21 protein-coding genes and 4 tRNA genes are annotated in these 26741 nt (G+C 40.6%); 17 read left to right on the top strand and 8 right to left on the bottom strand.

All coding sequences use genetic code 11. The annotated features are described in order from the left end of the window. Window position 1: 1 nt before the first annotated feature. Entirely contained in the window at window positions 2–1912 is a 1911-nt protein-coding gene (gene htpG, locus AAEU29_RS01445; protein WP_421971750.1) for a molecular chaperone HtpG, read from the bottom strand. Between the two features lie 192 nt (window positions 1913–2104). Between htpG and AAEU29_RS01440 the strand changes: the two genes are divergently transcribed. Together AAEU29_RS01440 and recR are read left to right on the top strand one after the other, a co-directional pair. After that, the gene (locus AAEU29_RS01440) at window positions 2105–3295 is read left to right on the top strand and encodes a hypothetical protein (RefSeq protein WP_421971749.1); all 1191 of its coding nucleotides are present in this window, start codon (window positions 2105–2107) and stop codon (window positions 3293–3295) included. 58 nt (window positions 3296–3353) lie between these two features. Beyond that, the gene (recR, locus tag AAEU29_RS01435; RefSeq protein WP_421971748.1) at window positions 3354–3956 is read left to right on the top strand and encodes a recombination mediator RecR; all 603 of its coding nucleotides are present in this window, start codon (window positions 3354–3356) and stop codon (window positions 3954–3956) included. A gap of 68 nt (window positions 3957–4024) precedes the next feature. On the opposite strand, the gene AAEU29_RS01430 is transcribed toward recR, so the two are convergent. The 3 genes from AAEU29_RS01430 to AAEU29_RS01420 all read right to left on the bottom strand — a co-directional run bounded on the left by AAEU29_RS01430 (window position 4025) and on the right by AAEU29_RS01420 (window position 5818). After that, window positions 4025–4714, bottom strand: coding sequence for a MotA/TolQ/ExbB proton channel family protein (locus AAEU29_RS01430; RefSeq protein ID WP_421971747.1), 690 nt, complete (start codon window positions 4712–4714; stop codon window positions 4025–4027). Continuing rightward, entirely contained in the window at window positions 4707–5042 is a 336-nt protein-coding gene (locus tag AAEU29_RS01425) for a PadR family transcriptional regulator (RefSeq protein WP_421971746.1), read from the bottom strand. The genes AAEU29_RS01430 and AAEU29_RS01425 overlap by 8 nt, the downstream gene beginning before the upstream one ends. Before the next feature lie 230 nt (window positions 5043–5272). After that, window positions 5273–5818 (bottom strand): hypothetical protein, encoded by a 546-nt coding sequence (locus tag AAEU29_RS01420; protein ID WP_421971745.1) that lies wholly within the window; start codon window positions 5816–5818, stop codon window positions 5273–5275. Between the two features lie 325 nt (window positions 5819–6143). Here AAEU29_RS01420 and AAEU29_RS01415 point away from each other — a divergent pair, with 325 nt between their 5' ends. From AAEU29_RS01415 to AAEU29_RS01405, 3 genes are all read left to right on the top strand, one after another. After that, complete coding sequence (locus tag AAEU29_RS01415; protein ID WP_421971744.1) at window positions 6144–7511, top strand: HAMP domain-containing sensor histidine kinase; 1368 nt, start codon at window positions 6144–6146, stop codon at window positions 7509–7511. After that, a complete protein-coding gene (locus tag AAEU29_RS01410) occupies window positions 7511–8860 on the top strand; it encodes a sigma-54-dependent transcriptional regulator (RefSeq protein WP_421971743.1) in 1350 nt (449 codons plus the stop codon). Before AAEU29_RS01415 ends, AAEU29_RS01410 begins: the two co-directional genes overlap by 1 nt. A 79-nt stretch (window positions 8861–8939) precedes the next feature. Further along, window positions 8940–9182 (top strand): hypothetical protein, encoded by a 243-nt coding sequence (locus tag AAEU29_RS01405; RefSeq protein WP_038642059.1) that lies wholly within the window; start codon window positions 8940–8942, stop codon window positions 9180–9182. A 44-nt stretch (window positions 9183–9226) separates the two neighbouring features. Here the strand turns inward: AAEU29_RS01405 and AAEU29_RS01400 are convergent, their stop codons facing one another. From AAEU29_RS01400 to AAEU29_RS01385, 4 genes are all read right to left on the bottom strand, one after another. Beyond that, the gene (locus AAEU29_RS01400; RefSeq protein ID WP_421971742.1) at window positions 9227–11722 is read right to left on the bottom strand and encodes a penicillin acylase family protein; all 2496 of its coding nucleotides are present in this window, start codon (window positions 11720–11722) and stop codon (window positions 9227–9229) included. A 137-nt stretch (window positions 11723–11859) separates the two neighbouring features. Beyond that, window positions 11860–12789, bottom strand: a complete 930-nt coding sequence (locus AAEU29_RS01395) for a class I SAM-dependent methyltransferase (RefSeq protein ID WP_421971741.1) — start codon at window positions 12787–12789, stop codon at window positions 11860–11862. After that, on the bottom strand, window positions 12782–14797 hold the full coding sequence (gene uvrB, locus AAEU29_RS01390; RefSeq protein ID WP_421971740.1) for an excinuclease ABC subunit UvrB: 2016 nt from the start codon (window positions 14795–14797) through the stop codon (window positions 12782–12784). Before uvrB ends, AAEU29_RS01395 begins: the two co-directional genes overlap by 8 nt. Window positions 14798–14805: 8 nt before the next feature. Beyond that, window positions 14806–16188, bottom strand: coding sequence for an MATE family efflux transporter (locus AAEU29_RS01385; RefSeq protein WP_421971739.1), 1383 nt, complete (start codon window positions 16186–16188; stop codon window positions 14806–14808). A gap of 1056 nt (window positions 16189–17244) precedes the next feature. On the opposite strand from AAEU29_RS01385, the gene AAEU29_RS01380 reads away from it, so the two are divergent. From AAEU29_RS01380 to nth, 12 genes are all read left to right on the top strand, one after another. Next, window positions 17245–17321, top strand: a tRNA-Asn gene (locus AAEU29_RS01380). A 20-nt stretch (window positions 17322–17341) separates the two neighbouring features. Beyond that, window positions 17342–17418, top strand: a tRNA-Asn gene (locus tag AAEU29_RS01375). Between the two features lie 29 nt (window positions 17419–17447). Continuing rightward, window positions 17448–17524: transfer RNA gene (locus AAEU29_RS01370), tRNA-Asn, on the top strand. A gap of 20 nt (window positions 17525–17544) precedes the next feature. Then, window positions 17545–17621 (top strand) — tRNA-Asn (locus AAEU29_RS01365). 193 nt (window positions 17622–17814) lie between these two features. After that, window positions 17815–19746, top strand: a complete 1932-nt coding sequence (locus AAEU29_RS01360; RefSeq protein ID WP_421971738.1) for an EAL domain-containing protein — start codon at window positions 17815–17817, stop codon at window positions 19744–19746. A gap of 171 nt (window positions 19747–19917) precedes the next feature. Next, a complete protein-coding gene (rsxA, locus tag AAEU29_RS01355) occupies window positions 19918–20499 on the top strand; it encodes an electron transport complex subunit RsxA (RefSeq protein WP_038642068.1) in 582 nt (193 codons plus the stop codon). After that, a complete protein-coding gene (gene rsxB, locus AAEU29_RS01350; RefSeq protein ID WP_421971737.1) occupies window positions 20500–21054 on the top strand; it encodes an electron transport complex subunit RsxB in 555 nt (184 codons plus the stop codon). A gap of 9 nt (window positions 21055–21063) precedes the next feature. After that, entirely contained in the window at window positions 21064–23706 is a 2643-nt protein-coding gene (gene rsxC / locus AAEU29_RS01345; protein ID WP_421971736.1) for an electron transport complex subunit RsxC, read from the top strand. Between the two features lies 1 nt (window position 23707). After that, entirely contained in the window at window positions 23708–24763 is a 1056-nt protein-coding gene (rsxD, locus tag AAEU29_RS01340) for an electron transport complex subunit RsxD (RefSeq protein WP_421971735.1), read from the top strand. After that, a complete protein-coding gene (gene rsxG / locus AAEU29_RS01335; RefSeq protein ID WP_274763444.1) occupies window positions 24763–25401 on the top strand; it encodes an electron transport complex subunit RsxG in 639 nt (212 codons plus the stop codon). Before rsxD ends, rsxG begins: the two co-directional genes overlap by 1 nt. Further along, window positions 25394–26092 carry an electron transport complex subunit E gene (locus tag AAEU29_RS01330; RefSeq protein ID WP_421971734.1) on the top strand — a complete coding sequence of 233 codons (699 nt, stop codon included), beginning with the start codon at window positions 25394–25396 and terminating at the stop codon, window positions 26090–26092. The genes rsxG and AAEU29_RS01330 overlap by 8 nt, the downstream gene beginning before the upstream one ends. Window positions 26093–26096: 4 nt before the next feature. Next, entirely contained in the window at window positions 26097–26732 is a 636-nt protein-coding gene (gene nth / locus AAEU29_RS01325; RefSeq protein WP_421971733.1) for an endonuclease III, read from the top strand. Window positions 26733–26741: the final 9 nt, after the last annotated feature.

Here is a 26741-nt window from a genome sequence, read left to right as displayed (position 1 = left end):
GTTACTTGCTTAAATCTAACATCAGTTTGTTTAAGCGAGATACAAAGCCCGCAGGGTCTTTTAAGCTACCACGCTCAGCAAGTAATGCTTGGTCGAGTAACACATCAGCCCATTGTGCAAAATTATCTTCATCCTGAACATTATTTAGGTGTTTCACTAATTGGTGCTCTGGGTTTAATTCAAATACCGGTTTCGTTTCAGGTGCCTTTTGACCAATTTGCTCCATCAGCTTTTGCATTTGTGAGCTCATATCATGTTCATCAGCAACCACACACGCTGGCGAATCAGTTAAACGGTGAGTAAAGCGCACTTCTTTTACTTTGTCGCCTAGTGCCGTTTTAACACGCTCAATTAAGCCTTCAACTTCTTTTTCTGATGCTTCTTGCTCTTTTTTGCTTTCTTCATCATCTAAGTTACCAAGATCTAAATCACCGCGGGTAATTGACGCAAACTGTTTACCATCAAATTCCGTTAAGTGGCTCATCATCCACTCATCAACGCGCTCTGAAAGAAGCAGTACTTCAATGCCTTTCTTACGGAAGATTTCAAGATGTGGCGAGCTTTTCGCAGCTTGGAAGCTATCTGCTACTACATAGTAGATTTTATCTTGGCCTTCTTTCATACGCTCAATGTATTGCTCAAGCGATACATTTTGCGTTTCTAGGTCAGAATCAGTAGACGCAAAACGAAGTAACTTCGCAATCGCTTCTTTATTTGCCATATCTTCCGCTGGACCTTCTTTGATCACTTGACCAAATTCATTCCAGAATGTTTGATACTCTTCAGGCTTATTTTTGCCCATACGCTCAAGCATTTTAAGCACACGTGAAGTACAGCCTTTACGAATTGCTTGCGTTACTTTGTTATCTTGAAGAATTTCGCGTGATACGTTAAGTGGTAGATCATTTGAATCTAATAGACCTTTAACAAAACGTAAGTAGTTAGGCATAAACTGCTCAGCATCATCCATAATGAATACGCGTTGCACATACAGTTTTAAACCATGTTGACGGTCGCGGTTCCACATATCAAATGGCGCTTTCTTCGGGATATAAAGTAAGCTAGTGTACTCTGTTTTACCTTCAACTTTGTTGTGAGCCCACGTTAGTGGCTCTTCCCAGTCGTGGCCGACATGTTTGTAGAATTCTTTGTACTCTTCTTCAGAAATCTCTGATTTATCGCGCGTCCAAAGTGCGGTTGCTTTGTTAATTGCTTGCCATTCACCTGGTGTTGCTGGAATTTTTTCACCATCAGGACCTTCAGACTCTTCCGTTGGTGGTGTGTACATTTCAACTGGAATTGAAACGTGATCCGAATATTTAGTTACGATTGAACGTAAACGGTACTCTTCAAGGAATTCTTTTTCATCATCACGTAAGTGAAGGATAATTTCAGTACCGCGCTCCGCTTTTTCGATATCAGCGAGCGTGTATTCACCCTCACCTTTCGAATGCCATTCTGTCGCCTCAGTTTCACCTGCTTTACGCGTGCGCACAGTAACACTGTCGGCAACAATAAACGCTGAATAAAAACCAACACCAAATTGACCAATCAGCTGTGAGTCACGCGCTTGGTCACCGGTTAAATTTTGGAAAAATTCAGCGGTACCTGATTTAGCAATAGTACCCAGTGAACTAATCACTTCATCACGTGTCATACCGATGCCGTTATCAGAAATAGTCACTGTATTAGCTTCTTTATCGGCGCTGATGCGAACGCGCAGTTCACCGTTACCTTCATAAAGGTCGTTATTTTCTAGCGCTAAGAATCGCAACTTATCTGCTGCATCAGAGGCATTTGATACAAGTTCACGTAAAAAGATCTCTTTATTTGAATATAAAGAATGGATCATTAACTGTAATAATTGTTTTACTTCGGTTTGAAAACCAAATGTTTCTTTTTGGGCAGACATTGATTACTCCGTCAAAATCTTCGTTCTTAACCATGTTGAAACTTATATAAGGTTGAGATTTAAGATTTCAAGGGAAAAAATTTAATTCTTAGGCACTTGTTGAATTAATCAGCAAACAAACCAAGATTTGTTTTAAATGGTTCCTATTCTCGCTACAATCGCGAGCTAAATTGCATTGAGTAAATAACAATAATGACAATCGCTATTCGTACCATAGGTTTTTTATTAATTTTGTGCTGTACCGCTTTTATCTATTCAGCGATTCACGACCGCAGTGTGCAATTAACGCATTTTGATTTTTTAAATAGTCATCAAATGCTTACCATAAACAACGCACCTGAGTTACAAGACTGGCATTTTTTCGCTTATCCTTACAGTCATTACCGTTATGGTTTTTCTAAAAACCAGGTTCATGAGGGCAATAAAAGCGTTTTTATAATTAATAAATTACCCATTGATGAAGGTGTCGGCTTAATACGTCAAACCGTCAACGCTGCCACCTATACTGGTAATAAAATTGAATTTTCAGGCTATTTTAAAGCGCAAAATCTAACTGGTAAGGTCTTATTCGACTTAGATATCTTTAATGAAAATGACGACGTAATAAGACGAGCTGAAGTGAGCTTCAGTGCTAGTGAATACAATAAAGATTGGCAGCGATTTTCGATTATTGCACTGATCCCTGAGAATGCATCTGTGCTCAGCTACTCTGCTAAGTTACTTGGCTCGGGTCAAGTATGGTTTGATGATTTTAACTTCAGTAACGCACCGGCTGACGCGAAAGACATTAGTAAAGTATATAAAATTCAATCACCTAAAAAAGAAGCTGAAAGCCCAGAGCGAACAAAGTACCTTAATATTGTTGGCTATAACACTGAACCATTTGGTGAATTACCCTTTGGAGAGCACCCTTCCGATATTCAACAATGGTGGATAAGCGATGAACTAAAAGGCGAATACGCTTTACGCCAGGATGGTAATGCATTATTGCTCGAAAGTGTAATAAACGAACCTAAATTTGGTGTTGCTTTAAAACGTTTTCGTTTTAAAGATAAAAGTGTCAAAGCAATCAAATTTAGTGCTCAAATTAAGCATCAATTTGTTAAAAGTATGGCCAGTATTTGGTTGCGTATTGAGGACAAAGACAGAAATAATCTTGCTTTTGATAACTTACGCTATTCGAGAAGTGGCGGTAGCAGTGATTGGCAAGATATTGAAGTTGTACTGCCATATAGTGAAAACGCTGAAATTGTTTCATTTGGCGCTTTGCTCATTCGAAACGGAAAATTATGGCTGCGCAATGCTAAAGTTGAGCCATTATATGAGCCTGTACCTCTTAATAGCCAAATGTTAACGAAACCCAGTAATCTCAGTTTCGAATAATTGGCTCAGTTAATAACTTAGTGTATGTTATAGCAAATTTGGAAAATACAAACTCCGTATGAAATTAACCTCTGGCGTTAGCCAACTTGTTGAAGCATTGAGATGCTTGCCGGGCATCGGTCCAAAATCAGCACAGCGTATTGCTTTTCATTTGTTAGAGCACGATCGTGATGGTGGTCGTCAATTAGGTCAAAGTCTTACCTTTGCAATGGAAAACGTTGGCCATTGCAAAAGCTGCCGTACTTTTTGTGAAACCGATCAATGCGATATTTGTTTAAGCCCAAAACGTCAAGATTCTGCGCTAATGTGTGTTGTGGAATCACCAACGGATATTCTTGCGATTGAGCAAACAGGCCAATTTCAAGGCCGCTACTTTGTTTTAATGGGGCATTTATCCCCTCTTGATGGTATTGGCCCTATGGAGCTTGGCCTTGATATTTTTGAGCAACAGCTTAAATCGGGCACCATCGAAGAAGTGATTTTAGCAACGAACCCTACTGTTGAAGGTGAAACAACAGCCCATTACATTGCCGATATCTGTGCCAAGCAAAATGTCAGTGCATCACGTATTGCGCACGGCGTGCCTGTAGGTGGAGAACTGGATTTAGTGGATGGTATGACACTTTCACATGCATTTTCTGGCAGAAAGAAAGTCAACTAACGTGTTCTAATAAAAAAAGCCCGTAATTTGAAAATTACGGGCTTTTTTTTGTTGCTTGAATTTATTACTTATTCATCCAGCATTTTTGATGCGATGCGCTGCTCGGCTACATAACAAATCATTTTTAAAATAGCACCGTAGTAAAAGGTTAAAATTGATACGGCAAACGCCGGGCCAATAATACTGCTGAACTCTTCAGCACTAATATTTGATCCTATGGCAACCCAACCTATCAGTGTAGTAATACCACCACAGCCAATAGCAACATTGCCGAGCACAGCAAAAACACGTTTTGACTGTATCAATTGACGCTCACTAAATTGCCCTTTTTCACTAACAACACAGCCAAAAGCAAACAGAAAATCATGCCAAGAGGTGGCGGCAATAGCAAAGAAAATGGCCGGTGGAAACACCAACATAGCAGATGGTACGTCAATAAAGGCAGTAACATCTGCGCCCATTGCCATGCCAAATACCATCATTGATAGAAATACTACTAAGCTCAGAATAAACATAATTAACCCTAGTTGTGTTGTCGGCATAAAACGGTATGCAAGATTCAGCGCTTGCTGCCAATACCAGTATTGAAGAACAATACTTGCTTGCCCTTGTTGTTGTTTTAATAAATACGTTTCTTCAAGATCGCCAATCACTGCGTCAACCAGTGATTCTGGCAATGACCATGCTAATAATTTGTTCGCAAGCACTTTTAAAAGCGGCTCACCTTCAGGTTGTTTGAGTGGAGCTGAATTATGCATAAAGCGCCTTTTGCTTTAGCTGGATACCCTGCCAAAGTGTTTCTAACGCATTTTTAGAGCGATTTAATGCTTGTTTGCCCTGCCCTGATACGACATAGAATTTTTTGGCACGACCGCCGCGCTGTGCTATCGCTTCTCCCTGCGAGCTGGTTAACAACCCTTTTTTCTCGAGTCGCTCTAACGTGGTATAAAGTGCCCCCACACTCACATCGCGTCCAATTGCATCGATTAATAATTCACGAATTGAAACACCGTAGGCATTGTCAGCTAATTTTAAAATGGCGAGCATTACCATTTGTTCAAACTCGCCCAAATATTTTTCTTGCATAATGATACTAATGACTATTTTTATCACAATGTAGAATAAATAAATTGATGCGTCCAATTAATTCTACAATGTAGTATTAATATACGAAAAAAGCGTGATACTACTCAATAAGCAAGAGGTGAGTTGTTACATCAAATAAAAGATATAAATTCAATAATTTATGAAATTTGGGAAGAAACGAAGCCAAATATTGTTAACACTGTTTGGCTTCGATTGATGAAATATTTCGATTATTTTTGACTTAAAATATTTTGCAGCTCAACTATCTGAGTCGGTGTTAACTCGCTTGACTCAAGTAAATGCTTAATTGCTTTGAACGCACCATCACCTTCTTCACCTTCAAATTTAAACTTAAATACTTGGGCATGTTTGGTGCCATCACTCATCACAAACACATTGTTGCCATCGGTTGTTGAAAATTCTGCATCTGAATGAATTTCGATATGCTTTTCAACATCTGAATCACCCGTTTTAAAGGCAAATACTTTTACGCCATCATCACTGTGTTCAACATTTAAGTTTTTAACAATTTTACGGATTTTTTCTTGCTTTTCAGGTGATAAATCAGCAATTGCCTTTTCAATTTCCTCTTCAGTTGGCTTACCGTCAAATACCAATTTGATTGGCGCATGATCTCCATCAGCAGAAACAAGTTCTATGTCTGTTTTCATTTCTACCACTTTTACTTTCTTTTCTTGTTCGCCAGCAATAGCACTCGCACCTGCAAAGGTTAATGTCGCAATAACAGGTAATAGCAGTGTTTTTTTCAGTAACATAATGAATTCCTTATTCTATGGTTGTGTTAATTTGTTACAGCCAATCCTATTGGAAATACCATGCCAATTTTTAATATATTGATTTTATTGTAATTTATAAAAATTCATTATGAGGCATCTTGAAATAGATACTGATATGCGGTTACTAATCTCCTGATATCGGGATATATCAACTTGGAAACGATTTACTTCTTCTATTACTTTTTTGTCTTTTAAAAATTATCAGCTAATTTTCAATGTGTTATAACAGCTTAAATGAATGCAAGTATTATGGTACAAAGTTTGTAATGTGGATTGTTACACTTTTAACCTAAGGAATGGCTTTTTGAGTATTCGAAAACTATTAATCATTACGTTGGTGTTTTTGTTTGCAAGTGTCGCATTAGTGCAAACGGCTCTGACGATTTATTTTAAACAACAAATTGAAAATGAAATTGTTGATAAAAGTGAACGTTTAACTGAAAAGATTTTAACAAGCACAAAAGACAAAGTTCGCAAAAAATTAGTTGAAATTGCACCTAACGATGGTAGCAACAAAGAAGTTAAATTTGAATTTCATATAAGCGCCGAAAATGATAGTCATGGGTCAAGTGGTTCTGAGACATCAGACGGCACCACTACCGTTGTAAAACGACAAATAGTGCTAGACCAAGATAACGAGCGCAGTATTGAAATTTTTAGCAAAAATGCCGAACAAATCGAAGCGGTGTTTATGGCGGTTGATAATCTCGATAATATGCAGTTACATCATCAAATTTCAACCGAATACCTGACAGACAGTTCGAGCTTTGAGCGTTTCACCCATTTAATTCTCTGGAGCATTGCAATTTCATCGGCAATAGCTCTGTTATTGGCGCTTTGGCTTACCAATAAAATTACGCAACCGATTAATCAACTAATCAGTGCAATGGATGAATTAGATAAAGATAAATTGGGCATTCAAATTCCGCCAAAGGGCGTGACTGAATTAAAACGTTGTGCTCAACAATTTAACTCTATGAGCACTAAGCTTGCCAATTTTGCTGAAGAACAACACAAAATGGAGCAGAAAAAACACTTAGCACAACTAGGTGAACTTAGCCGTGGCATTGCCCATGCACTGCGTAATCCTGTGCATACTCTTAATTTAACCATTGATCAGTATTTTAAAGCACCAGAGGAAAATCGCGCCAAACTTGAGCAAATTGCACATACCAAAATTGAGCATATCGACAAAAACATTAATGCCCTGCTTACCTTATCGAAAGGCAAAGTTGAGCGTACCGCACTAGTACCTATTAATGCGGTACTTAATGACATCAAATTAGAGTTATTAAACGAAGCAACCCCGATCACGATTAATTGCGATAACCACCTTAAAATAACCGGGTTAGAAACGGAAATACGCAGCATTCTCCATACACTTATTGTGAATGGCGTTGAAGCTGGCAAAAATAACAACGCAATTAAAGTAGACGTGTGTGAAAAAGAGTCTGAAATACATGTTGATGTTTTCGATAAGGGCAACGGTGTATGCGCTGAAATAAAGCCCCATTTATTTAGCCCGCACGTCAGTGATAAACCCGACGGCGCCGGTATTGGTCTTTACCTTGCCAAGCAAATCATTAATTTATATTACGGTGGTGATATTCTACTCATAAATAGTGACGCTCATGGCAGTCACTTTCGTGCAATTTTTAAAAGAGAGCTGTAATGGAAAACGCACATATTTTATTGGTAGAAGATGATATTGCGCAAAATGAACTTATTGCGTCAATGCTTAGTGCTGAAGGCTTTATTGTTAAGGCAACTACGAGCGTAGAAGAAGCTATCGTCGCTTTAAAAGCTAATAACCAAATTAGTTTAATCTTTAGTGATTGGAAGTTAGGTCAATTAAGTGGCCTTAATTTACTTGAATTTGCGCGCAGCAATAATTTTCCTGTTGGTATTGTAATCGCAACCGCTTATGGCTCCATCGATCACGCTGCTCTTGCAATTGAAAAAGGCGCCGATGACTACTTAGCCAAACCTTTTCAGCGCCAAGAATTGCTGCTAGCACTGGCTAAAGCAAACAAAGCCAATCAACTTCGGTTAGCAAATCAAACGCTCAATAGCCAACTTAGCCAGCAAGATACCATGGTCGAGTTGATAGGTAGCGCGCCCTGTATGCAAAAGGTATTTCAGCGCATCGAAAAAGTCGCCTCCACCAGCGCAACCGTATTAATTAGTGGTGAAAGTGGTACGGGTAAAGAGCTTGCCGCGCGCGCATTACATAAAATATCACCGCGCAAAGATTCCCCTTTTATAGCCATTAATTGCGGCGCCATTCCTGAGTCCATCGCAGAGGCAGAATTATTTGGTGCCAAAAAAGGCGCATTTACTGGTGCAAACCAAGATAAACTCGGTAAATTTGCCGCCGCAAATGGTGGTACACTTTTTTTAGATGAAGTTGCCGAGCTAAGCCCACAATTACAAACAAAACTGCTGCGTTTTTTACAAGAGGGAGTAATTACCCCACTTGGTTGCCACGAGGAAGTCTCGGTTGATGTGCGTGTCATTGCAGCAAGCCATAAGCAGCTGTTAGCACAAGTGGAAGAAGGCCTTTTTCGTGAAGATTTATATTACCGCTTAAACGTAGTGCCTATTCATATGCCTGCCCTTCGTGAGCGTACTGAAGATATAGGTAAATTGATTCATCACTTTAAAACTAAATTTTGTCAGCAGTATGGCAGCCAAGAGCAACAATTGAGTGCAACTACTTTAAAACAGTTACTTAGTTATTCATGGCCAGGTAATGTAAGGCAATTATCAAACTGTATTGAGCGCTATGCCCTTCTTGGTGATGAAAATGAGTTAGTAGAAAGCCTTAACCACAATAGCCAATCACCTGCTCAAAGCGAGCAATTTGTGATCCCAGATGAAGGCATTGATTGGCATCAATTTGAACGCGATATTTTACTGCAAGCTTGTAAACGTGCTGATAATAACAAAACCGCTGCTGCTAAATTATTAGGATTAAGCTACAAAGCTTTTTTGTATCGGCTCGAAAAACACCAAATATAGCCGTTTATCATTAAACTTCACTTACTGATCCGTTTTGCATTAAGCTAATTACAACATTAAGAAAAAGTTAGGAGTGACAATGAGCGGAACAACGATGGTGGTAATGATTGTGTTTTTCTCTGTGGGTTTTGGTGTACTTGCTGATATGTATAACAAACATATTAAGTTTAAAGAAAAAACACTAAAGCATAATCAAGCAAGTGACGCACAAACCGATGAGCTAAAACAACAAATAAATAAGCTAACTGAACGTGTGCAAGTACTTGAAAAAATAGTGACTGATGAAGGTTATCAAGTAGCCAAAGAGATTAATAAACTATAAAAAAGCGCCAAGTATCCACTTGGCGCTTTTTATTTGTCTGAAAATTACTGGCTGATTTCCATTGATTCAATGGTACTTGCAGCAATGTCGCTTTCTTTAAATACTATTGGACGCAAACGAGTTGTCTCAGAGTAATGTTTAGTTTGGTCATCCATATGTATTGAGTTGTCATTGCTCGATTGTGAATAGCTTAATAAACCACGTGCCTCGGGGCCGTCTTCTTTAAAGTTAACAACAAACATCCAACTTGAACCATAATTCACATGGTAACCCACATCATTTGCGAGGCCTGACGCAAGAGTACTATCGGTTGTTACCGATTTAGCTCGTGGGTATTGATGAATAGCGTAAAGGGTATCGTCACTTTCTGCTGATGAGAAGATATTAAACCCACCTTCTACGTGCTTTGCCCCAGCCCAAGGGTAAATAACCCCACTGCCTTGACCATTCGCTAATGTTTTTTCAGCAAATTGAATTTCTGATAACGGCGCATCAAGGGCAATATTGGCTTTTTGTAAATCCGCAACGGCTTTGGCTAGCGACCAAAGTGCCGAGCCATCAGCAATCAATGAGCTTGGTGTATTCGCCGGATCGGCTACATCAAACGGCACGGTAAGCTGCGCTTGTGCATTAAAGTTATACGCAAACTCACGTAAAATTTGGCCACCTTTACTGGTTAAATTAAAGCGCCCATCCCAATTTTTCAAAATCGTGCACGCCTTTGACACATCAACCGATACCAAGTCTGTTACTGCAATCGGATTTGCACCATTTGCTTCACATTGAGCAATCAGTTCATTGCCAACTAATTCATGTAAATAACTACGATTACTGAAAAGTGCCGACTCTACTTCCGCAGCATTAAAGAGTGCATCTTCACCTCGGCTGTCTGCCAACATTTTTAAGCTCATACGGGTACGCAGTGACAGAGGCGATAGATCATCCCCATACAAAATAGAATAACCTGACAAAGGCTCTGCTGGATTGGTTGCCCAATAAGAGTCGTTAGAGTTTTGAATATAATCGCTACGCAATAGTTTTGGCGCTTGTTCATAGCTATTTAAACCATTGGCTTCAAATAGCGCGGTATTGCCAGGGAGTACATCAAAACCCAGCATATTACGTGTTGCCACTAATGTTGGCTCTGTACGCATAAGTGAAAGCGCGGTGTCATTCAAATTAAGTACGTTGCTTTTATCGATGTAAAAGGCATTACCGGCATTATCAGCATACATAGTATTAACCCAAGGAATACCGTTGTAGTCTTTGAATGCTTGTTGAAATTCATCCAAATTAGTTGCTAAGTTAAGCGCCAACCAATGGTCGATTAAATCCATATTAAACTCACTGGCGTCTTTTAAAGTAAACGCGTGTTTGTCATCCCAAGGGAATAATGGAATTGTCGGCGGGGTTTCTATCATTAACCCATGGTGGCTGTAGTAATAATCTTTTGCCAAGTACATGGTAGAACCCGGCGCTATCATCACTTCAACTAAATAAGTTTGTTTTGAAATGTCTTTGGTTTCGCCATCAACCACATATTGCATCGGATTATTTTCAGTAAGGTCTAAACGGTAAGTAACAAAACGGCGTGACTTAGATACCGTATGAGTCCAACCAAGGTGCTGATTGAAACCGATGTTGACAATACCCGGCATTCCTTGCAAGCCAGCGCCCATTACATCCATATGGCCTGGAATGGTTAAATGCGACTGCCAAAAACGCAGGTGACCAGTAAATGGAAAATGTGGATTAGCGAGTAAAATACCTTTGCCATTCTCGCTTGCATCTTTACCAATTGACCAGGCATTTGAACCTAAATCGCCCAAATCTAAATCGGGGGCACTGGCTTGGAATGACATCGAAAAAGGTTTTTCACTGCCTTCTAAACGAGGAAAACGCGGTAAATACTCATCACCCATCGCTGGATTGGCATAAAATGACGTATCTAAAAAGCGTAAGCCACTAGCGAGTTGCGAGGTGGAGAACATGTATGCAACAAGCTGCTCCTTTTCGATAGGTTTAAGCCATGGTGCAGCACCACAGTGAGGATCGCGCTCTGCAACTGGTGTTTCTGCAAGATATTTATTGTAACCTGCCACATAACCTTCAACGAGTGCACGTGAACGCTCGCTCATTTCATCGTAACGTGCTGTTGCCTGCTCCATTACTCGTAATGCTTTATGACCGAAATCGGAGATAATATTTGCGCTATCACCAGAGCCAGGTACTTTATCTGGGCCAAAGTATTTAGAGCGCTCGGAACTTACTTTGATTATTTGATCTGCCAAAATACACATATTATCTTTGGCATACGCATAACCTGAGCCAAACGCTAAGCTTTGTAAGTTATCTGCGGTGATATGCGGCACACCGTAATCTGTCCAGCGGATTGAGGCAGATAAAGTGCCATCAGGATCAAAAGCATGTAATACGGAAGGTTGCTCGGGCTCAGGAGTAATAGGTTCAACCTCGTAGTCAACACCACAGGCGGTTAAACCTAATATTGAGCTCGCAATAAGGGCGAGTTTTAATTTCATAATTATTCCAATTTATTATTTGAGTTCCATGCTGTGTGAAAGACACACTAAGTCCATCCTAGCAAGGCAACACAAGATCCATAAATATGAAATAATTCTAATTAGAGTAATTACTATAAGTTATTGAAATAAATACTCTAATTTACCGATAATCGATACACCATAGCTTTTAAGTTAGCACCATCCTGTTCTTCAAAGCGCGGCGCAGCGGGTAAGCGTTTTACCAGTGATAACTTACCTTCGGTGGCAAGTGCTATCATCTCAATAAACATGCTTTCACTGACATCTGGGCTATTTGCACATAACAATAACTGGGTGTCGTTATGGCACAGTTCCGGTAAACGGCGCAGTATTTTTTGATAATCTTTGGTCAGCACAAAACTGCCTTTTTGAAAGCTAGGCGGATCAACCACTATCACATCAAATGGCGCAGCTTTTTTTAATTTACCAAAGGACTTCAGAATATCGTGAGGTAAATAACTTATATTTTCAGCCACATTGTTTAAACGATGATTATCAGCACCGGTTCTTAACACGGACTTATTCATATCCATATTAATGACTTGATGCGCCCCACCTAATTTAGCAATCACCGAAAATGCACAGGTATAGGAAAACAAGTTAAGAACTTTTGCATCTCTACTGTTATTTTTAACAAATGCACGCCCTTCGCGCATATCGGGGAAAATCCCGGTATTTTGCGTTTTTGTCAGTTGCACCCAATAGCTCGCACCGAGCTCATTTACTTCAAACCGCTCGGGTACTTCACCAAATGGCACAGAGACCTGTGTATCGCGCCCTGCCCGATATTGAAATACTAGGCCACTTGCATTCAAGCCTGCTTGTTGCTGCGCTTGCCAAACGGCATTTGTTAACTCAGTTTGAACATCATCTTCAATGGGGTTATAACAAGCTAAAAATAAATATGGCGGATACCAATCCAAGTTAATAAAGTTGGTATCGCCTTGGCTGTCGCCACGACCGTGGTATACACGGCATACTTCATCACTAAAAGGCGCGCCCTGTGCAATGGCAGCCAGTAAATGGGTTAAATCAATCTTAGGCATTAATCAGTTCTTGATGTAGTTGTTGGATTTCGTCACGTACTTTTGCTGCCTTTTCAAATTCAAGGTCGCGTGCAAACGCCAGCATGTCAGATTCCAGTTGTTTAATTTTCTTATTAATTTCATCCGCAGATAAAATTTCTTTGTGAGCCACTGAACGTGATTTACGAGGCTTAGCGTCTTTGGCATCAACTTGCTCACCGACATCCATAATGTCGGTGATTTTCTTATTCAGTGCTTGTGGCGTAATGCCATGATCAAGGTTGTACTGATGCTGAATGCTACGGCGACGCTCAGTTTCATCAATCGCGCGTTTCATTGAATCAGTGATACGATCAGCATATAAAATAGCCCGGCCATTAATGTGACGCGCAGCGCGACCTATGGTCTGAATAAGCGAGCGCGTTGAGCGTAAGAAACCTTCCTTGTCGGCATCTAAAATAGCAACAAGTGACACTTCAGGCATGTCTAAGCCTTCACGAAGAAGGTTAATACCAACCAAAACATCAAATACGCCAGCACGTAAATCGCGAATAATTTCAACACGTTCAACGGTATCAATGTCTGAGTGCAGATAACGTACTTTGACATCGTGATCGTTTAAGTAATCTGAGAGGTCTTCCGCCATGCGTTTAGTAAGGGTTGTAACCAGCACACGTTCATTAAGTTCCACTCGTTTGTATATCTCAGAGAGCAAATCATCAACTTGCGTGGCGACAGGGCGAATTTCAAGTTCAGGGTCAAGTAAACCTGTTGGACGAATAACTTGCTCGGCCACCTCGTTATTTGAGCGCTCTAATTCGTAATCGCCAGGGGTCGCTGATACATAAATGGTTTGCGGTGAAATCGCTTCAAATTCTTCAAACTTTAATGGACGGTTATCAAGCGCTGATGGCAAACGAAAACCATATTCAACTAAGTTTTCTTTTCGGCTGCGATCGCCACGATACATCGCACCTACTTGCGAAACTGTAACGTGCGATTCATCAATGATCATTAAGGCTTCATCTGGCAAGTAATCAAGTAACGTCGGTGGTGGCTCGCCAGGCGCCCGACCTGATAAATAACGCGAGTAGTTTTCAATGCCAGAGCAATACCCCAGCTCACTCATCATTTCAATATCGTATTGGGTGCGCTGTGCAAGCCTTTGCTCTTCAACTAAACGGTTATTATCGAGCAGCTGTTTACGGCGAATTTTCAACTCTTCTTTAATATTGTCAATTGCCGCTAAAATTTTCTCCCGTGGCGTTACATAGTGGGTTTTTGGGTAAATCGTGGCACGGATAATATGCCTCTCCACCGCACCTGTGAGCGGATCAAAAATACTGATGCGATCTACTTCATCGTCAAACATTTCAATCCGAATTGCCATGGTTTCTGATTCAGCAGGAAAAATATCAATGACTTCACCACGTACTCGATACGTACCGCGTTGAAAATCAATATCGTTACGAGTGTATTGCAGTTCAGCGAGTCTGCGCAGTAAGTCGCGCTGATCAACAGTATCGCCCTGTTTAATCAGCAACATCATTTTTAAATAGGAGTCAGGATCGCCTAAACCATAAATGGCAGAAACTGACGCAACGATAATAACGTCTTTACGTTCTAATAAAGCCTTGGTGGCTGATAAACGCATTTGTTCTATGTGATCGTTAATTGAAGCGTCTTTTTCGATAAAGGTATCACTGGCAACCACATAGGCTTCAGGTTGGTAATAATCGTAGTACGAAACGAAATACTCTACCGCATTTTCAGGAAAGAACTCTTTCATTTCACCGTATAGCTGAGCTGCAAGCGTTTTGTTATGCGCCATAATAATGGTTGGTCGGTTTAACTCAGCAATAACATTGGCCATGGTAAAGGTTTTACCTGTACCTGTGGCGCCTAATAACGTTTGATGCGCAAGTCCTGCTTCTAAACCTTCAACTAATTTAGCGATTGCAGTTGGTTGATCACCACTTGGTTTAAAAGGTGACACTAATTTAAAATCAGTTACTCCATCCTTACTCATGCTCTCTCCTACGCCGTTTGTGGTGAAATTTTATTTTGGCACTGTGCAATTTGCTTTTTAAACCAGTTATACGAAACTATTGCGGTACAAAGATTACCAATCAATGCTCCAATAAAGAGCCCTTCTAAATCAGCTATTAGACTACCTACATAAGCAAAAGGTAAATAGAACACAAATAAGCGAACAATGCTTAACACCAATGCATGCATTGGCTTGTGCAGCGCATTTAGAGAAGAGTTGGTTAGAATGATTATGCCTTGTAAACCATATCCTAGCGGTAAAATATAAATAAACAGCTTGATCACATCGATAACATTTTGCTCTTGTGCAAATATGTGACTAATTACGCCACTGAGTGCTATCAGTACTAAATAAATAATAAACTGCCATACGAGTACAAATTTAAGACTGATCAAATACGCCTCTTCTACACGATCATAGCGATTAGCCCCAAAGTTCTGACTAATAAAAGGAGGTAAAGTCATCGAAAGTGCTAGCACAACAATACTCGCGATAGATTCTATCCGGCTACCTACCCCAAAAGCAGCTACGGCATGTGCGCCATAGGTGGCAACAATTGCAGTCATAATAGCCATCGCAATGGGCGTGAGCATATTTGCACTGGCTGCTGGCACACCAATTTTAAGCATCTTAATAGTAGCTGTCATAAAACTCTGTTGGCATTTTTCCCATGCAACCAATTTGCGTTTAACAATGAGTAAATAAAGAATAAAAGCAACACCAAACGACCACGCAATCACACTGGCAATCGCTGCACCTTGAATACCAAGGGCAGGTACTGGGCCAAAGCCGAATATTAAAATTGGGTCGAGAATGGCATTTATTACACCAGCGCCACCCATAATGATGCTCGGTGTTTTTGTATCACCGCTGGCACGCAATACCGCATTACCAATCATAGGGGTGATTAACAGTGCACTACCAACAAACCATACAGCCATATAATCATGGATATAAACTAACAGCTCTGGTGTTGCACCCAGCAAAGTAAAAATTGGATTAATTAACAGATAACCAATAAATGAAGTAATAAGTACCAGTAAAGCTGAAACAATTAATGCCACTGCGCCATCAAAGCGTGCCTCTGCTTTATTATTAGCGCCAAGTGCCTTTGCAATAATCGCTGATGTTGCAATGCTTAGGCCTATCGCCAAACTAATTACGGTAAATGTCACTGGAAAGGTGAAACTAATCGCAGCGAGTTGATCTGTGCCTAACATACTGACAAAAAAAGTATCGACTATATTAAACAGCATTAATGTGATCATGCCAAAGATCATCGGAACTGTCATTTTCACAAGCGTTTTATCGATAGGCGCTTCAAGAAGCGATGCGGTACTGTTTTCTTTTTGCGATTTAGATTGTTGCATGAGAACCCTTATATAAGCACGGCAACATTCTAATGAAATGAACGCGTTGATACCATCTCAATTTAAGATTTTGAATAAGCAAAAACACCATGTAAACAAAAAGTAAACACGAAAGTCATTTGGTTTACAACTTTTACAAAGAAATATGACGGAATTGCAATAGATACTCAGTTAGTAACAGCTAACAACATGCCTTCAGACTAGTTTTTGCACAACAACTTGAGCAATAAATATACCGCAACAAGATTTCGCACACTTCTTAACCAAAAAGAACCAAGTTACATAACCGAATGATTTTTATAGAAATTATTTTTTTACTTAAAACTATTGCATTTCTCTTACGGCCGAGAAATAAAGGGCTCGAATATGTTCTCAAAGTTTCATAAACAGAGTTATCCACAGATTTAGTGGATAACTAAATACAGCCCTTTATTAATAAGCGGTTGTAAATTTTTATAATGAAATTACAAAGCTTAATTTTAGAATATTTAGTGAATGAAATTTAATATTGATACTTTTTCATTAGCACATATTTATGACAAATTTTTTGCAATCAGCCGCAATAATCGAGCTTAATAAAATGCCTTTAACGGTTTTGTTTAAGCAAACTTGATATCGTGGTGTAACTACAAATGCATAGCAATTTGAGTCTTCTGACTAAAATGTGGCTATTACTTAATTATAATAAAGGTGTTTTTTTAAGTAAGTAGATCAGGTTGGCTTGCATTAAAAACGTTATTGGTTGCTGGATTAATTAAAGTGGCATTTATTAAAACTTTAAATCTATAAACACACTTTAATTGGAAGCAAAATATACCCTTTTAAAAATTACATTTAGGTAATTTAAGCTATATTTCCTTATGAAAAGCAATATTCCCTACTCTGCAATACCTTCTAAAATAATATGAACTGGCCAAATAACCTACAGAAAAAGCCAAAAAACTAGCAAGTTGAACAACAAATACGCATTCAAACCACTTTTTTAACTTTCTTAAATAATAGTTGTTGACACTTCCCCATGCTGTCATTAATATTTCGCCCCGTTGAGAAGGCCATTCCCCCTTAGCTCAGTTGGTTAGAGCGACGGACTGTTAATCCGCAGGTCCCCCGTTCGAGTCGGGGAGGGGGAGCCAAATTCTTAACATTTAACGATTCCCCCTTAGCTCAGTTGGTTAGAGCGACGGACTGTTAATCCGCAGGTCCCCCGTTCGAGTCGGGGAGGGGGAGCCAATCGTTAATCTACTTTTAAGTATGCTTGTTCCCCCTTAGCTCAGTTGGTTAGAGCGACGGACTGTTAATCCGCAGGTCCCCCGTTCGAGTCGGGGAGGGGGAGCCAAAGCACTACTCTATTGTTGTTCCCCCTTAGCTCAGTTGGTTAGAGCGACGGACTGTTAATCCGCAGGTCCCCCGTTCGAGTCGGGGAGGGGGAGCCAAATCTCAATCTATTACAACTTATCACCAATATTAGACTTTTCTTAGAATATAACTTACCATTTCATAAGCGATTTTTTGTATTAATGATGGTGCGTTTGTTACACAAAATTGACATCTGTGGAAACAACTAGCTGTCCCCTACTTCATTTAATACGATCTAACAATTTTTTACATCGTGAGATAAGAAAAACCATGGCAGGACTGACTCGCTTTATTACGATTCAAGTATTTTTTTGTGTACTGGCGACCGCGTTGACGGGTTATATGCTCAACTCCGCGCTGCACCAATACGCGAACTCGCAACAATTAAAAGTTCAACGTGCAATCGATTTGGAATTAACGCAGTTAAAACCAGATGAAGACATTGAAGCATTTGCAAAAAATATTAAATTACAATACGGCCTTGATAAATTGGTTATTAAGGACAAAGAAAACGAAACTATTTTTAGCAATCAAGGTAATCAAGATTACCTGCCGGTGTTAGTAAAGAAATTACAAGAATATCAGCCCTTTATTCGCTCTCAACATGGCGCTGGCAGCGACTTAGGTTTAAAAATTGAGTTTACTCTACGCCTAGAGCAAGCCGCAGAAATTATGCAAAACGCATTTTTGATTTTATTCTTGGTGATTTTAGTTTTAACCCTAGTGCCTTTTATTACGTTAAAGCTCACCCTACTCCAAGCCTCCAATAAAGTAGGCGATGCCATTTCAAATATGGTTGATAAGTACATCGAAAATGATAACAAAGATGGCAAGTTAGATTCATCTCTTGCAGATGGCACAATTAGTAATATTTTCCCAAGCATTGTGCGTTTAAATACTTTTTTAAAGCGCAAGCAAAAAGACATTGAATCGTCAGCGCTTGATATTAAACGTGAAGCCTATAAAGATACTGTTACAGGTCTTGGTAATCGCAACTTATTTATCGAACATTACGAACATCAAGTGGAAAATGCTGAAAAGCCATGTTTTGGTACACTTGCAGTTGTGCGTTGTACTGAGCTGAGCTTAATTAACCAAACCCGAGGTTATCAGCAAGGCGATGAATATATCAAAGATGTATCTGAATTAATTACACAAGCGATTGGCACATATTCAGGCAGTAGCAGCTATCGCCTAAATAGTTCGGACTTTGCTATTTTATTAATGAATGTGCCGATTAAAGAAGCTGAAAAACTCGGTGAAGTATTACAAAGTAAATTTACTGAGTTTCAGCAACATGTCGAGCTTACTAGCGTTGCCAATACTGGTATTGTGTCATTTGAAACAGGCAAACCGCTAAGCCCATTGCTTGCACAAGTAGACACTGCGCTTAGCATGGCACAAAGTAAAACAACCAATGGCTACCATATTCAAAAAGAAAGCGACATTCTTGATAATGTATCTGCGAGCTTTGGTAACCAAAACTGGCGCCAAGTAATTGATGATGTGCTTAATAACAGCCGTATTCAGTTAATGATACAAACAATTATGCCAACGAGTCGCAGCGCAAAGGCCTACTCGGAAATTTTCGCACGTTTCAAAACATCCGAAGATCATATTCTACCAACCTCTTCGTTCCTTGCGATGAGTGAAAAGCTAAATCAACATGCGCATGTTGATAGACTAGTAATTGAAGAAGCGATTAATGCAATTAAAACGCGTAACCTCAACGATCAGTTTTTTGGCCTAAATGTGTCGGCTAAAAGTGCACATGATGAGCAGTTTTCAATTTGGTTAGAACGTCGTTTATTAAAAGATAATGCGATTGCTGCAAAATTAATTTTTGAAGTAAGTGAATTTGGCTTACAACAAAATGTAAAAGCATCAAAACGCTTTATTGATATGATCCACCGTGTCGGTGCGCGTATTACAGTTGAACGGTTTGGTGTTGGTTTAACTTCATTTAAATTCTTCCGCGACCTTAAGCCTGATTTTATTAAAATGGATGCTACCTACACCCGCGGTTTAGAAGAAGATAAAAACAACCAATACTTTATGCGATTAATGGTCGATTTGGCCCACCGCATTGGAGTAACAGTACTTGCCGAAGGTGTTGAAAGCCAAGAAGAAAAGCACATTATTGAACAATTGTGTTTAGATGGCGCGCAAGGCTATTACATCGAAAAGCCAAAAGAGATTTAATCTCACGCAAATTTTATTTAAAAATTTAGTTAAATAAGGGACAAAATGTCCCTTATTTTTTTGCGTAAATTAAACTTTCTATATTGAATGCGCATTGTTTAGCAGAATAAGTTGAGCTTTAATCCGAAAATTCGGATAATAAACGCCAAATCTAGCGCGTAAAATATATCAATGACCGAATATCTACTGTTACTTGTTGCAACTGTATTAGTAAACAACTTTGTACTAGTTCAATTTTTAGGCTTATGCCCTTTTATGGGTGTTTCTGGCAAACTTGATACTGCAATTGGCATGTCGCTTGCCACAACGTTTGTTCTTACCCTCGCCTCGGTCACTAGTTACCTTGTTAATCAATATATTTTGGTGCCTTTAGAGCTGACCTTTTTACGCACTATGAGCTTTATTTTAGTAATTGCTGTGGTAGTACAATTTACTGAAATGGTAGTAAGAAAAACCAGCCCGACACTTTATCGCTTACTTGGGATTTTCTTGCCTTTGATTACCACAAACTGTGCCGTACTTGGTGTTGCGCTACTTAACACACGTGAACAACATTCTTTTTTACAATCCGCAATCTATGGTTTTGGTGCCGCGGTTGGCTTTTCATTAGTTTTAATTTTATTTGCTGCAATGCGCGAGCGTTTGGCTGCTGCAGATGTACCAACACCATTTAAAGGTGCATCCATTGCAATGATCACTGCGGGCTTAATGTCGCTTGCGTTTCTTGGCTTTACCGGGTTGGTTAAACTGTAAATGACTTTATTCTACGCCCTACTTGCTCTTGGCGGCTTGGCACTGTTATTTGGTGCTGTGCTTGGCTTTGCAGCTATTCGTTACAAAATTGAAGGTAACCCAATCGTTGACCAAATTGACGAAATACTTCCACAAACGCAATGCGGCCAATGTGGTTACCCTGGCTGTCGCCCTTATGCTGAGGCCATAGCTAATGGTGATGATGTGAACAAATGCCCGCCGGGCGGTGAAGCTACAGTACAAAAACTTGCAGATTTAATGGGGGTTGAAGCCAAACCTTTAGCTGGCGGTGAAGAAAAAGAGCCCATTAAAACAGTTGCATACATTCGTGAAGACGAATGTATTGGTTGTACCAAATGTATTCAGGCTTGCCCTGTTGATGCCATTGTTGGTGCTACTCGCCAAATGCACACGGTATTAATAGATGAATGTACAGGTTGCGATCTGTGTGTTGAGCCCTGCCCAGTTGATTGCATAGACATGGTGCCAGTAAAAACTACAAGTAAAAACTGGAAATGGGACTTAGAAACCATTCCTGTTACAAATATCGAATAGAGGTTGTTGGTGGAATCTATTTTAGAACAAATTGAACGCGGTAAGCTTTGGAATATTCCAGGGGGAGTTCACCCTGCGAGTAATAAAGCAAGTTCAACACAACAACCGATTAAGCGTTTACCGCTACCTGAAAGCTTAACCATTCCGATTAAGCAGCATATTGGCGATAACGGCAAATTACTTGTAAACGTTGGTGACTATGTGCTTAAAGGTCAGCCGTTGACAGAGGCTGCTGGCCACTGGAGTGTGCCAGTTCACGCACCAACATCAGGTACTATCAGCGAAATCGCAATGAAGCCGTCAACTCACCCAAGTGCACTACCTGAACCCAGTGTAGTGTTAACACCTGATGGTGAAGATACTTGGTGTGAGCTTGCCCCTTGGCCTGATTTCTACGCTAAATCTAACCAAGAAATCGTCGACCGCATCCAAAATGCCGGTATTAGTGGTATGGGTGGTGCAGGCTTCCCTGCCTATATTAAGGCTCAGCCAAAAAACGAGATTGAGTTTTTAATTATTAATGGTGTTGAGTGTGAGCCTTACATCAGTGCTGACGATATGCTGATGCGTGAACATGCTAATGAATTAATTAAAGGCATAGAGGTGCTTCGCAAGCTTTACCAACCAACAAAAATCTTAATTGGTATTGAAGACGATAAGCCTGAAGCAATTGAAGCACTAAAAAAAGCGTGCGAAAACGACCATTACACCCAAGTATGTCCGGTACCTACCAAATACCCTTCTGGTGGTGAAAAGCAGCTTATCCAAATACTGACATCTAAACATGTACCACAAGGCGGCATTCCATCTGATATTGGCATGGTGGTGCATAACGTTGGAACCATATACGCTATATACCAAGCTATTTACCATGGTAAGCCATTAATTGAACGTGTTGTAACAGTCACCGGTGACACCATTGCAAGCCCTTGTAATGTTTGGAGTTTACTTGGCACGCCAATTAAATTTTTACTAGAACAAACTGGTTTTCAACCACAGCAGTGGCAACGGGTGATTATGGGCGGCCCAATGATGGGCTTTACCTTACCCAGCGTGCGCTTGCCTATCATTAAAACCAGTAACTGTGTACTGGCGCCAAGTTCGCAAGAAATGCCGATGCCTGGTGAGGAAAAAGCCTGTATACGCTGTAGCGCGTGTGCCGATGCCTGCCCTGCCAGTTTATTACCGCAACAATTACAATGGTTTGCAAAAAGTAAAGAGTACAACAAATTAGAAGAACATAACTTATTTGATTGTATTGAATGTGGTGCCTGCGCCTATGTCTGCCCGAGCGAAATTCCGTTAGTGCAATATTACCGTGTCGCCAAAGCAGAAATCCGCCAAGAGCGCGAAGATAAAATAAAAGCAGAGCGCGCCAAAGAGCGATTTGAAGCACGTAACGAACGTTTAAAACGAGAGCAAGAAGAACGTCAAAATCGCCACAAACGTGCTGCAAAACGTACCACTGACGAAGCTAAATCGAAAGTTGAAGAAGCCTCTAAACGTGTTGCATCAAATGATAAAAGTGCAGCGGTTGCCGCAGCGCTTGCTCGCGCTAAAGCCAAACGTTCCGAAAATGGTGAGCCTGACAACTCCGAAATGGCAAAACTGCGTGCAGAACGTAAAGCCCAAGCTCGTGCCTATAAAGAAGAAAAACCAGCATCTGTCGCTAGTGACAATAAAAAGGATGCTGTTGCAGCTGCAATAGCGCGTGCTAAAGCGAAAAAAGCTGAGCAAGCTGAAGCGTCAAATGTAAATGATACTGCAAGTGACCCTCGTAAAGCAGCTGTCGCCGCAGCCATAGCTCGCGCTAAAGCTAAAAAAGCATCTAGTGACCTTGATTCAACAACCGTGGCTTCTGAAGCTGCTGTATCTGAACCAGCAAGCACAGAAGATCCGCGCAAAGCCGCCGTTGCCGCAGCCATTGCGCGCGCTAAAGCGAAAAAAACATTAAAAGAAGCTGACTCAAAAAGCGCTGACATGCAAGCAGCCGAGTTAGAAGCACCAAGTGAAGACGATCCGCGTAAAGCAGCTGTTGCTGCTGCCATTGCTCGCGCTAAAGCGAAAAAAGCAGCAAAAGAATCAGAATCACAAAATGCTGACACGCAAGCAGCCGAGTCAGAAGCGCGAAGTGAAGATGATCCGCGTAAAGCCGCCGTAGCCGCAGCCATTGCCCGCGCTAAAGCGAAAAAAGCAGCAAAAGAAGTAGAATCACAAAACGCTGACCTGCAAGTTGCCGAACCAGCAGCACCAAGTGAAGACAACCCGCGTAAAGCTGCTGTTGCTGCTGCCATTGCTCGTGCTAAAGCGAAAAAGGCAGCAAAAGAAGTAGAATCACAAAACGCTGACACGCAAGCAGCTGAGTCAGAAACGCCAAGTGAAGAAGATCCGCGTAAAGCCGCCGTTGCCGCAGCCATTGCTCGCGCTAAAGCGAAAAAAGCAGCAAAAGAAGCTGAGTCACAATTAGCAGGTGATGTTCAGCAAAATGAACAGAACAATAGCCAAATCGAAGGTCGCGATTTGCCTAAAGATGAAATGAGCCAAGAACAAGCTGTGCCTCTAGATGCTGAAGCGCAAAAAAAAGCCGCGATTGCAGCTGCGATAGCCAAGGCAAAAGCAAAAAAAGCCAAACAAGATAAAGGATCAGAATAACGTGCAATTATCCTTAACCAGTTCACCGCATAATCACAGTCATAAATCGCTTAGTACGATTATGCTTAAGGTGTGTCTTGCCACAAGTTTAGGCATTGTTTGCCAAGCCTATTTTTTTGGCTTTAGTGTTCTTATTCAACTCCTTCTTGCCATCACAACGGCTGTTGTAGCTGAAGCATTGGTACTTAAGCTAAGAAAACGTGATATACAAACTGCATTGTCTGACTACAGCGCAGTATTAACCGCTCTTTTACTCGCGATTAGTATTCCACCGCTAGCACCTTGGTGGGTAATTGTTATCGGCACAGCATTTGCGATTATTTTTGTTAAACAGCTTTATGGCGGACTTGGTTTTAACTTATTTAACCCAGCTATGGCGGGTTATGTCCTGTTGCTTATCTCTTTTCCGGTACAAATGACAACTTGGTCGCCACCATTAGAACTCGCTTTTAATCAACATTCTTTGCTTGATGAGATTAGTGTTATTTTTACTGGCATAACGCAAAGTGGCTTCACGACAGAACAACTAAGGCTTGGCGTAGATGGTGTATCAATGGCTACACCTCTCGACAGTCTTAAAACGGGTTTAAGTAAAGGTTTAACCACTTCTGAAAGCCTGCAAAGTCCAATTTTTGGTGAGTTTGCAGGTATAGGCTGGCAGTGGGTGAATGTTGCTTACTTACTTGGCGGTATTTACTTGCTTAAGTCGCGTATTATTAATTGGCATATTCCCGTTGGCTTTTTAGCGAGCTTGGCCATTTGTGCAAGTATTGGCGTCGTTTTTCACCCTGGAGTCAGCACAGGTCCTATTCTGCATTTATTCAGCGGCGCAACCATGTTAGCGGCGTTTTTTATCGCCACTGATCCTGTGTCTGCATCTACCACCAATCGAGGGCGTTTAATTTATGGCGCTGCAATTGGTTTGCTTGTGTACATTATTCGTACTTACGGTGGTTACCCTGATGCTGTGGCTTTCTCTGTGCTGTTACTCAATATGGCTGTGCCATTAATTGATTATTATACCCAGCCAAAAGTTTATGGGGCGAGGGAGCAATAATGTTAACTAAATCAATCTCAAAGAACTCCCTTATTTTAGGGGCATTTGCAATCGCCAGTACTGCTTTGGTTACGCTCACCTACATTTTAACCAAACCGGCAATTGAACAAAACAAACAGCAAAAATTGATGACCACATTAAGTCAGGTGATTGATGGCAATGAATACACTAATACGCTGTATTTAGACTGTACTGAGATTGCTGAGGATTACTTAAATCATTCAGCACCAACCAAAGTATACCGTGCGAAGAAAGACGGTAAACCAGTTGCTGTCGTATTACAATCAACAGCACCTGATGGCTATAGCGGTAATATTGAAATCTTATCAGCCATCTATATTGATGGCACCATCGCTGGCGTACGCGTTATTGAACATAAAGAAACACCAGGGCTTGGTGACAAGGTAGAAATCCGCCGTTCAGATTGGATCAAAAGTTTTAATGGCAAGCGCCCTACTTCAATTAAAGATACAACTTGGGCTGTTAAAAAAGATGGCGGTGAGTTTGATGCATTTACTGGTGCCACAATTACCCCAAGAGCGGTAATAAGTGCTGTAAAACGTGCAAGCCTTTACACACAAAATCAACATCAAGACTTATTTAATAGTGCTAATATATGCGGAGTAAACAATGACTGAACAACTGCGCGATATTATTAATCAAGGCCTTTGGAAGAATAACCCTGCGCTGGTGCAACTGCTCGGTTTATGTCCGTTACTTGCTGTTTCTGCAACCATTACCAACGCACTTGGCCTTGGCCTTGCTACTCTTTTTGTATTGCTTGGCTCAAATGTTACGGTCGCAATCGTGCGCGAATGGGTACCGAAAGAAATTCGTATTCCTGTGTTTGTGATGATCATCGCCGCATTTGTGACGATGATAGAATTATTAATGAATGCGTTTAGTCACGAGCTTTACTTATCACTGGGTATTTTTATCCCTCTTATCGTTACTAATTGCGCTATTATTGGCCGTGCTGAAGCATTTGCCTCTAAAAATTCTGTGCCACTTGCCGCCTTTGATGGCTTGATGATGGGGCTAGGTTTTTTAATTGTGCTTGTAATGTTAGGTGCAATGCGAGAATTACTCGGCCAAGGCACGTTATTTGACGGTGCACATTTGTTATTAGGTGATTGGGCAAAAGTGTTGCGCATTGAAGTAATGAAAACAGATACGCAATTTTTACTCGCGATTTTATCGCCTGGCGCTTTTTTAGGTATGGGTTTATTAATCGCACTTAAAAACACTATCGATGCCAAACAACAAGCAAAACAAATACAACCTGTTGTTGAAAAGGCACCACGCGCGCGCGTAACAAGTTTGGATTAATCATATGAACAAAACAAAACGCCTTGAAATCTTAGAGCGTTTACGCGCTGACAATCCCGAACCAAAATCAGAGTTAGAATATTCAAACCCATTTGAATTATTGGTAGCGGTTACCTTATCAGCGCAAGCAACTGATGTTGGGGTAAATAAAGCCACCCGTAAGCTTTTCCCTGTAGCAAACACACCTGAAGCGATTGTGGCTTTAGGCGTTGAAGGCTTAAAAGAATATATAAAAACCATAGGCCTGTATAACTCAAAAGCTAACAACGTTTATAAATTAAGCCAAATCTTAATTGAAAAACACAACAGCCAAGTGCCAGAAAGCTTAGAAGCCCTCGTTGCCCTACCCGGCGTTGGCCGTAAAACCGCTAATGTTGTTTTAAACTGCGCCTTTGGCTGGCCTACGATTGCAGTCGACACTCATATATTCCGTGTATCAAATCGCACTAAATTCGCCATGGGTAAAGACGTTGATGCTGTTGAAGCAAAACTTGAAAAAGTAGTACCTGCCGAATTTAAAGTTGATGTTCACCACTGGCTTATTTTACACGGCCGTTATGTCTGTGTTGCTCGCAAACCTAAGTGTGGTTCCTGTATTATCGAAGACTTGTGTGAATTTAAAGATAAGGTTGATTTATAATTCACAGGT

The organism is Pseudoalteromonas aquimarina (genome assembly GCF_049257255.1).
Lineage (GTDB): Bacteria > Pseudomonadota > Gammaproteobacteria > Enterobacterales > Alteromonadaceae > Pseudoalteromonas.
This window is presented reverse-complemented; position numbering and strand designations above follow the sequence as displayed.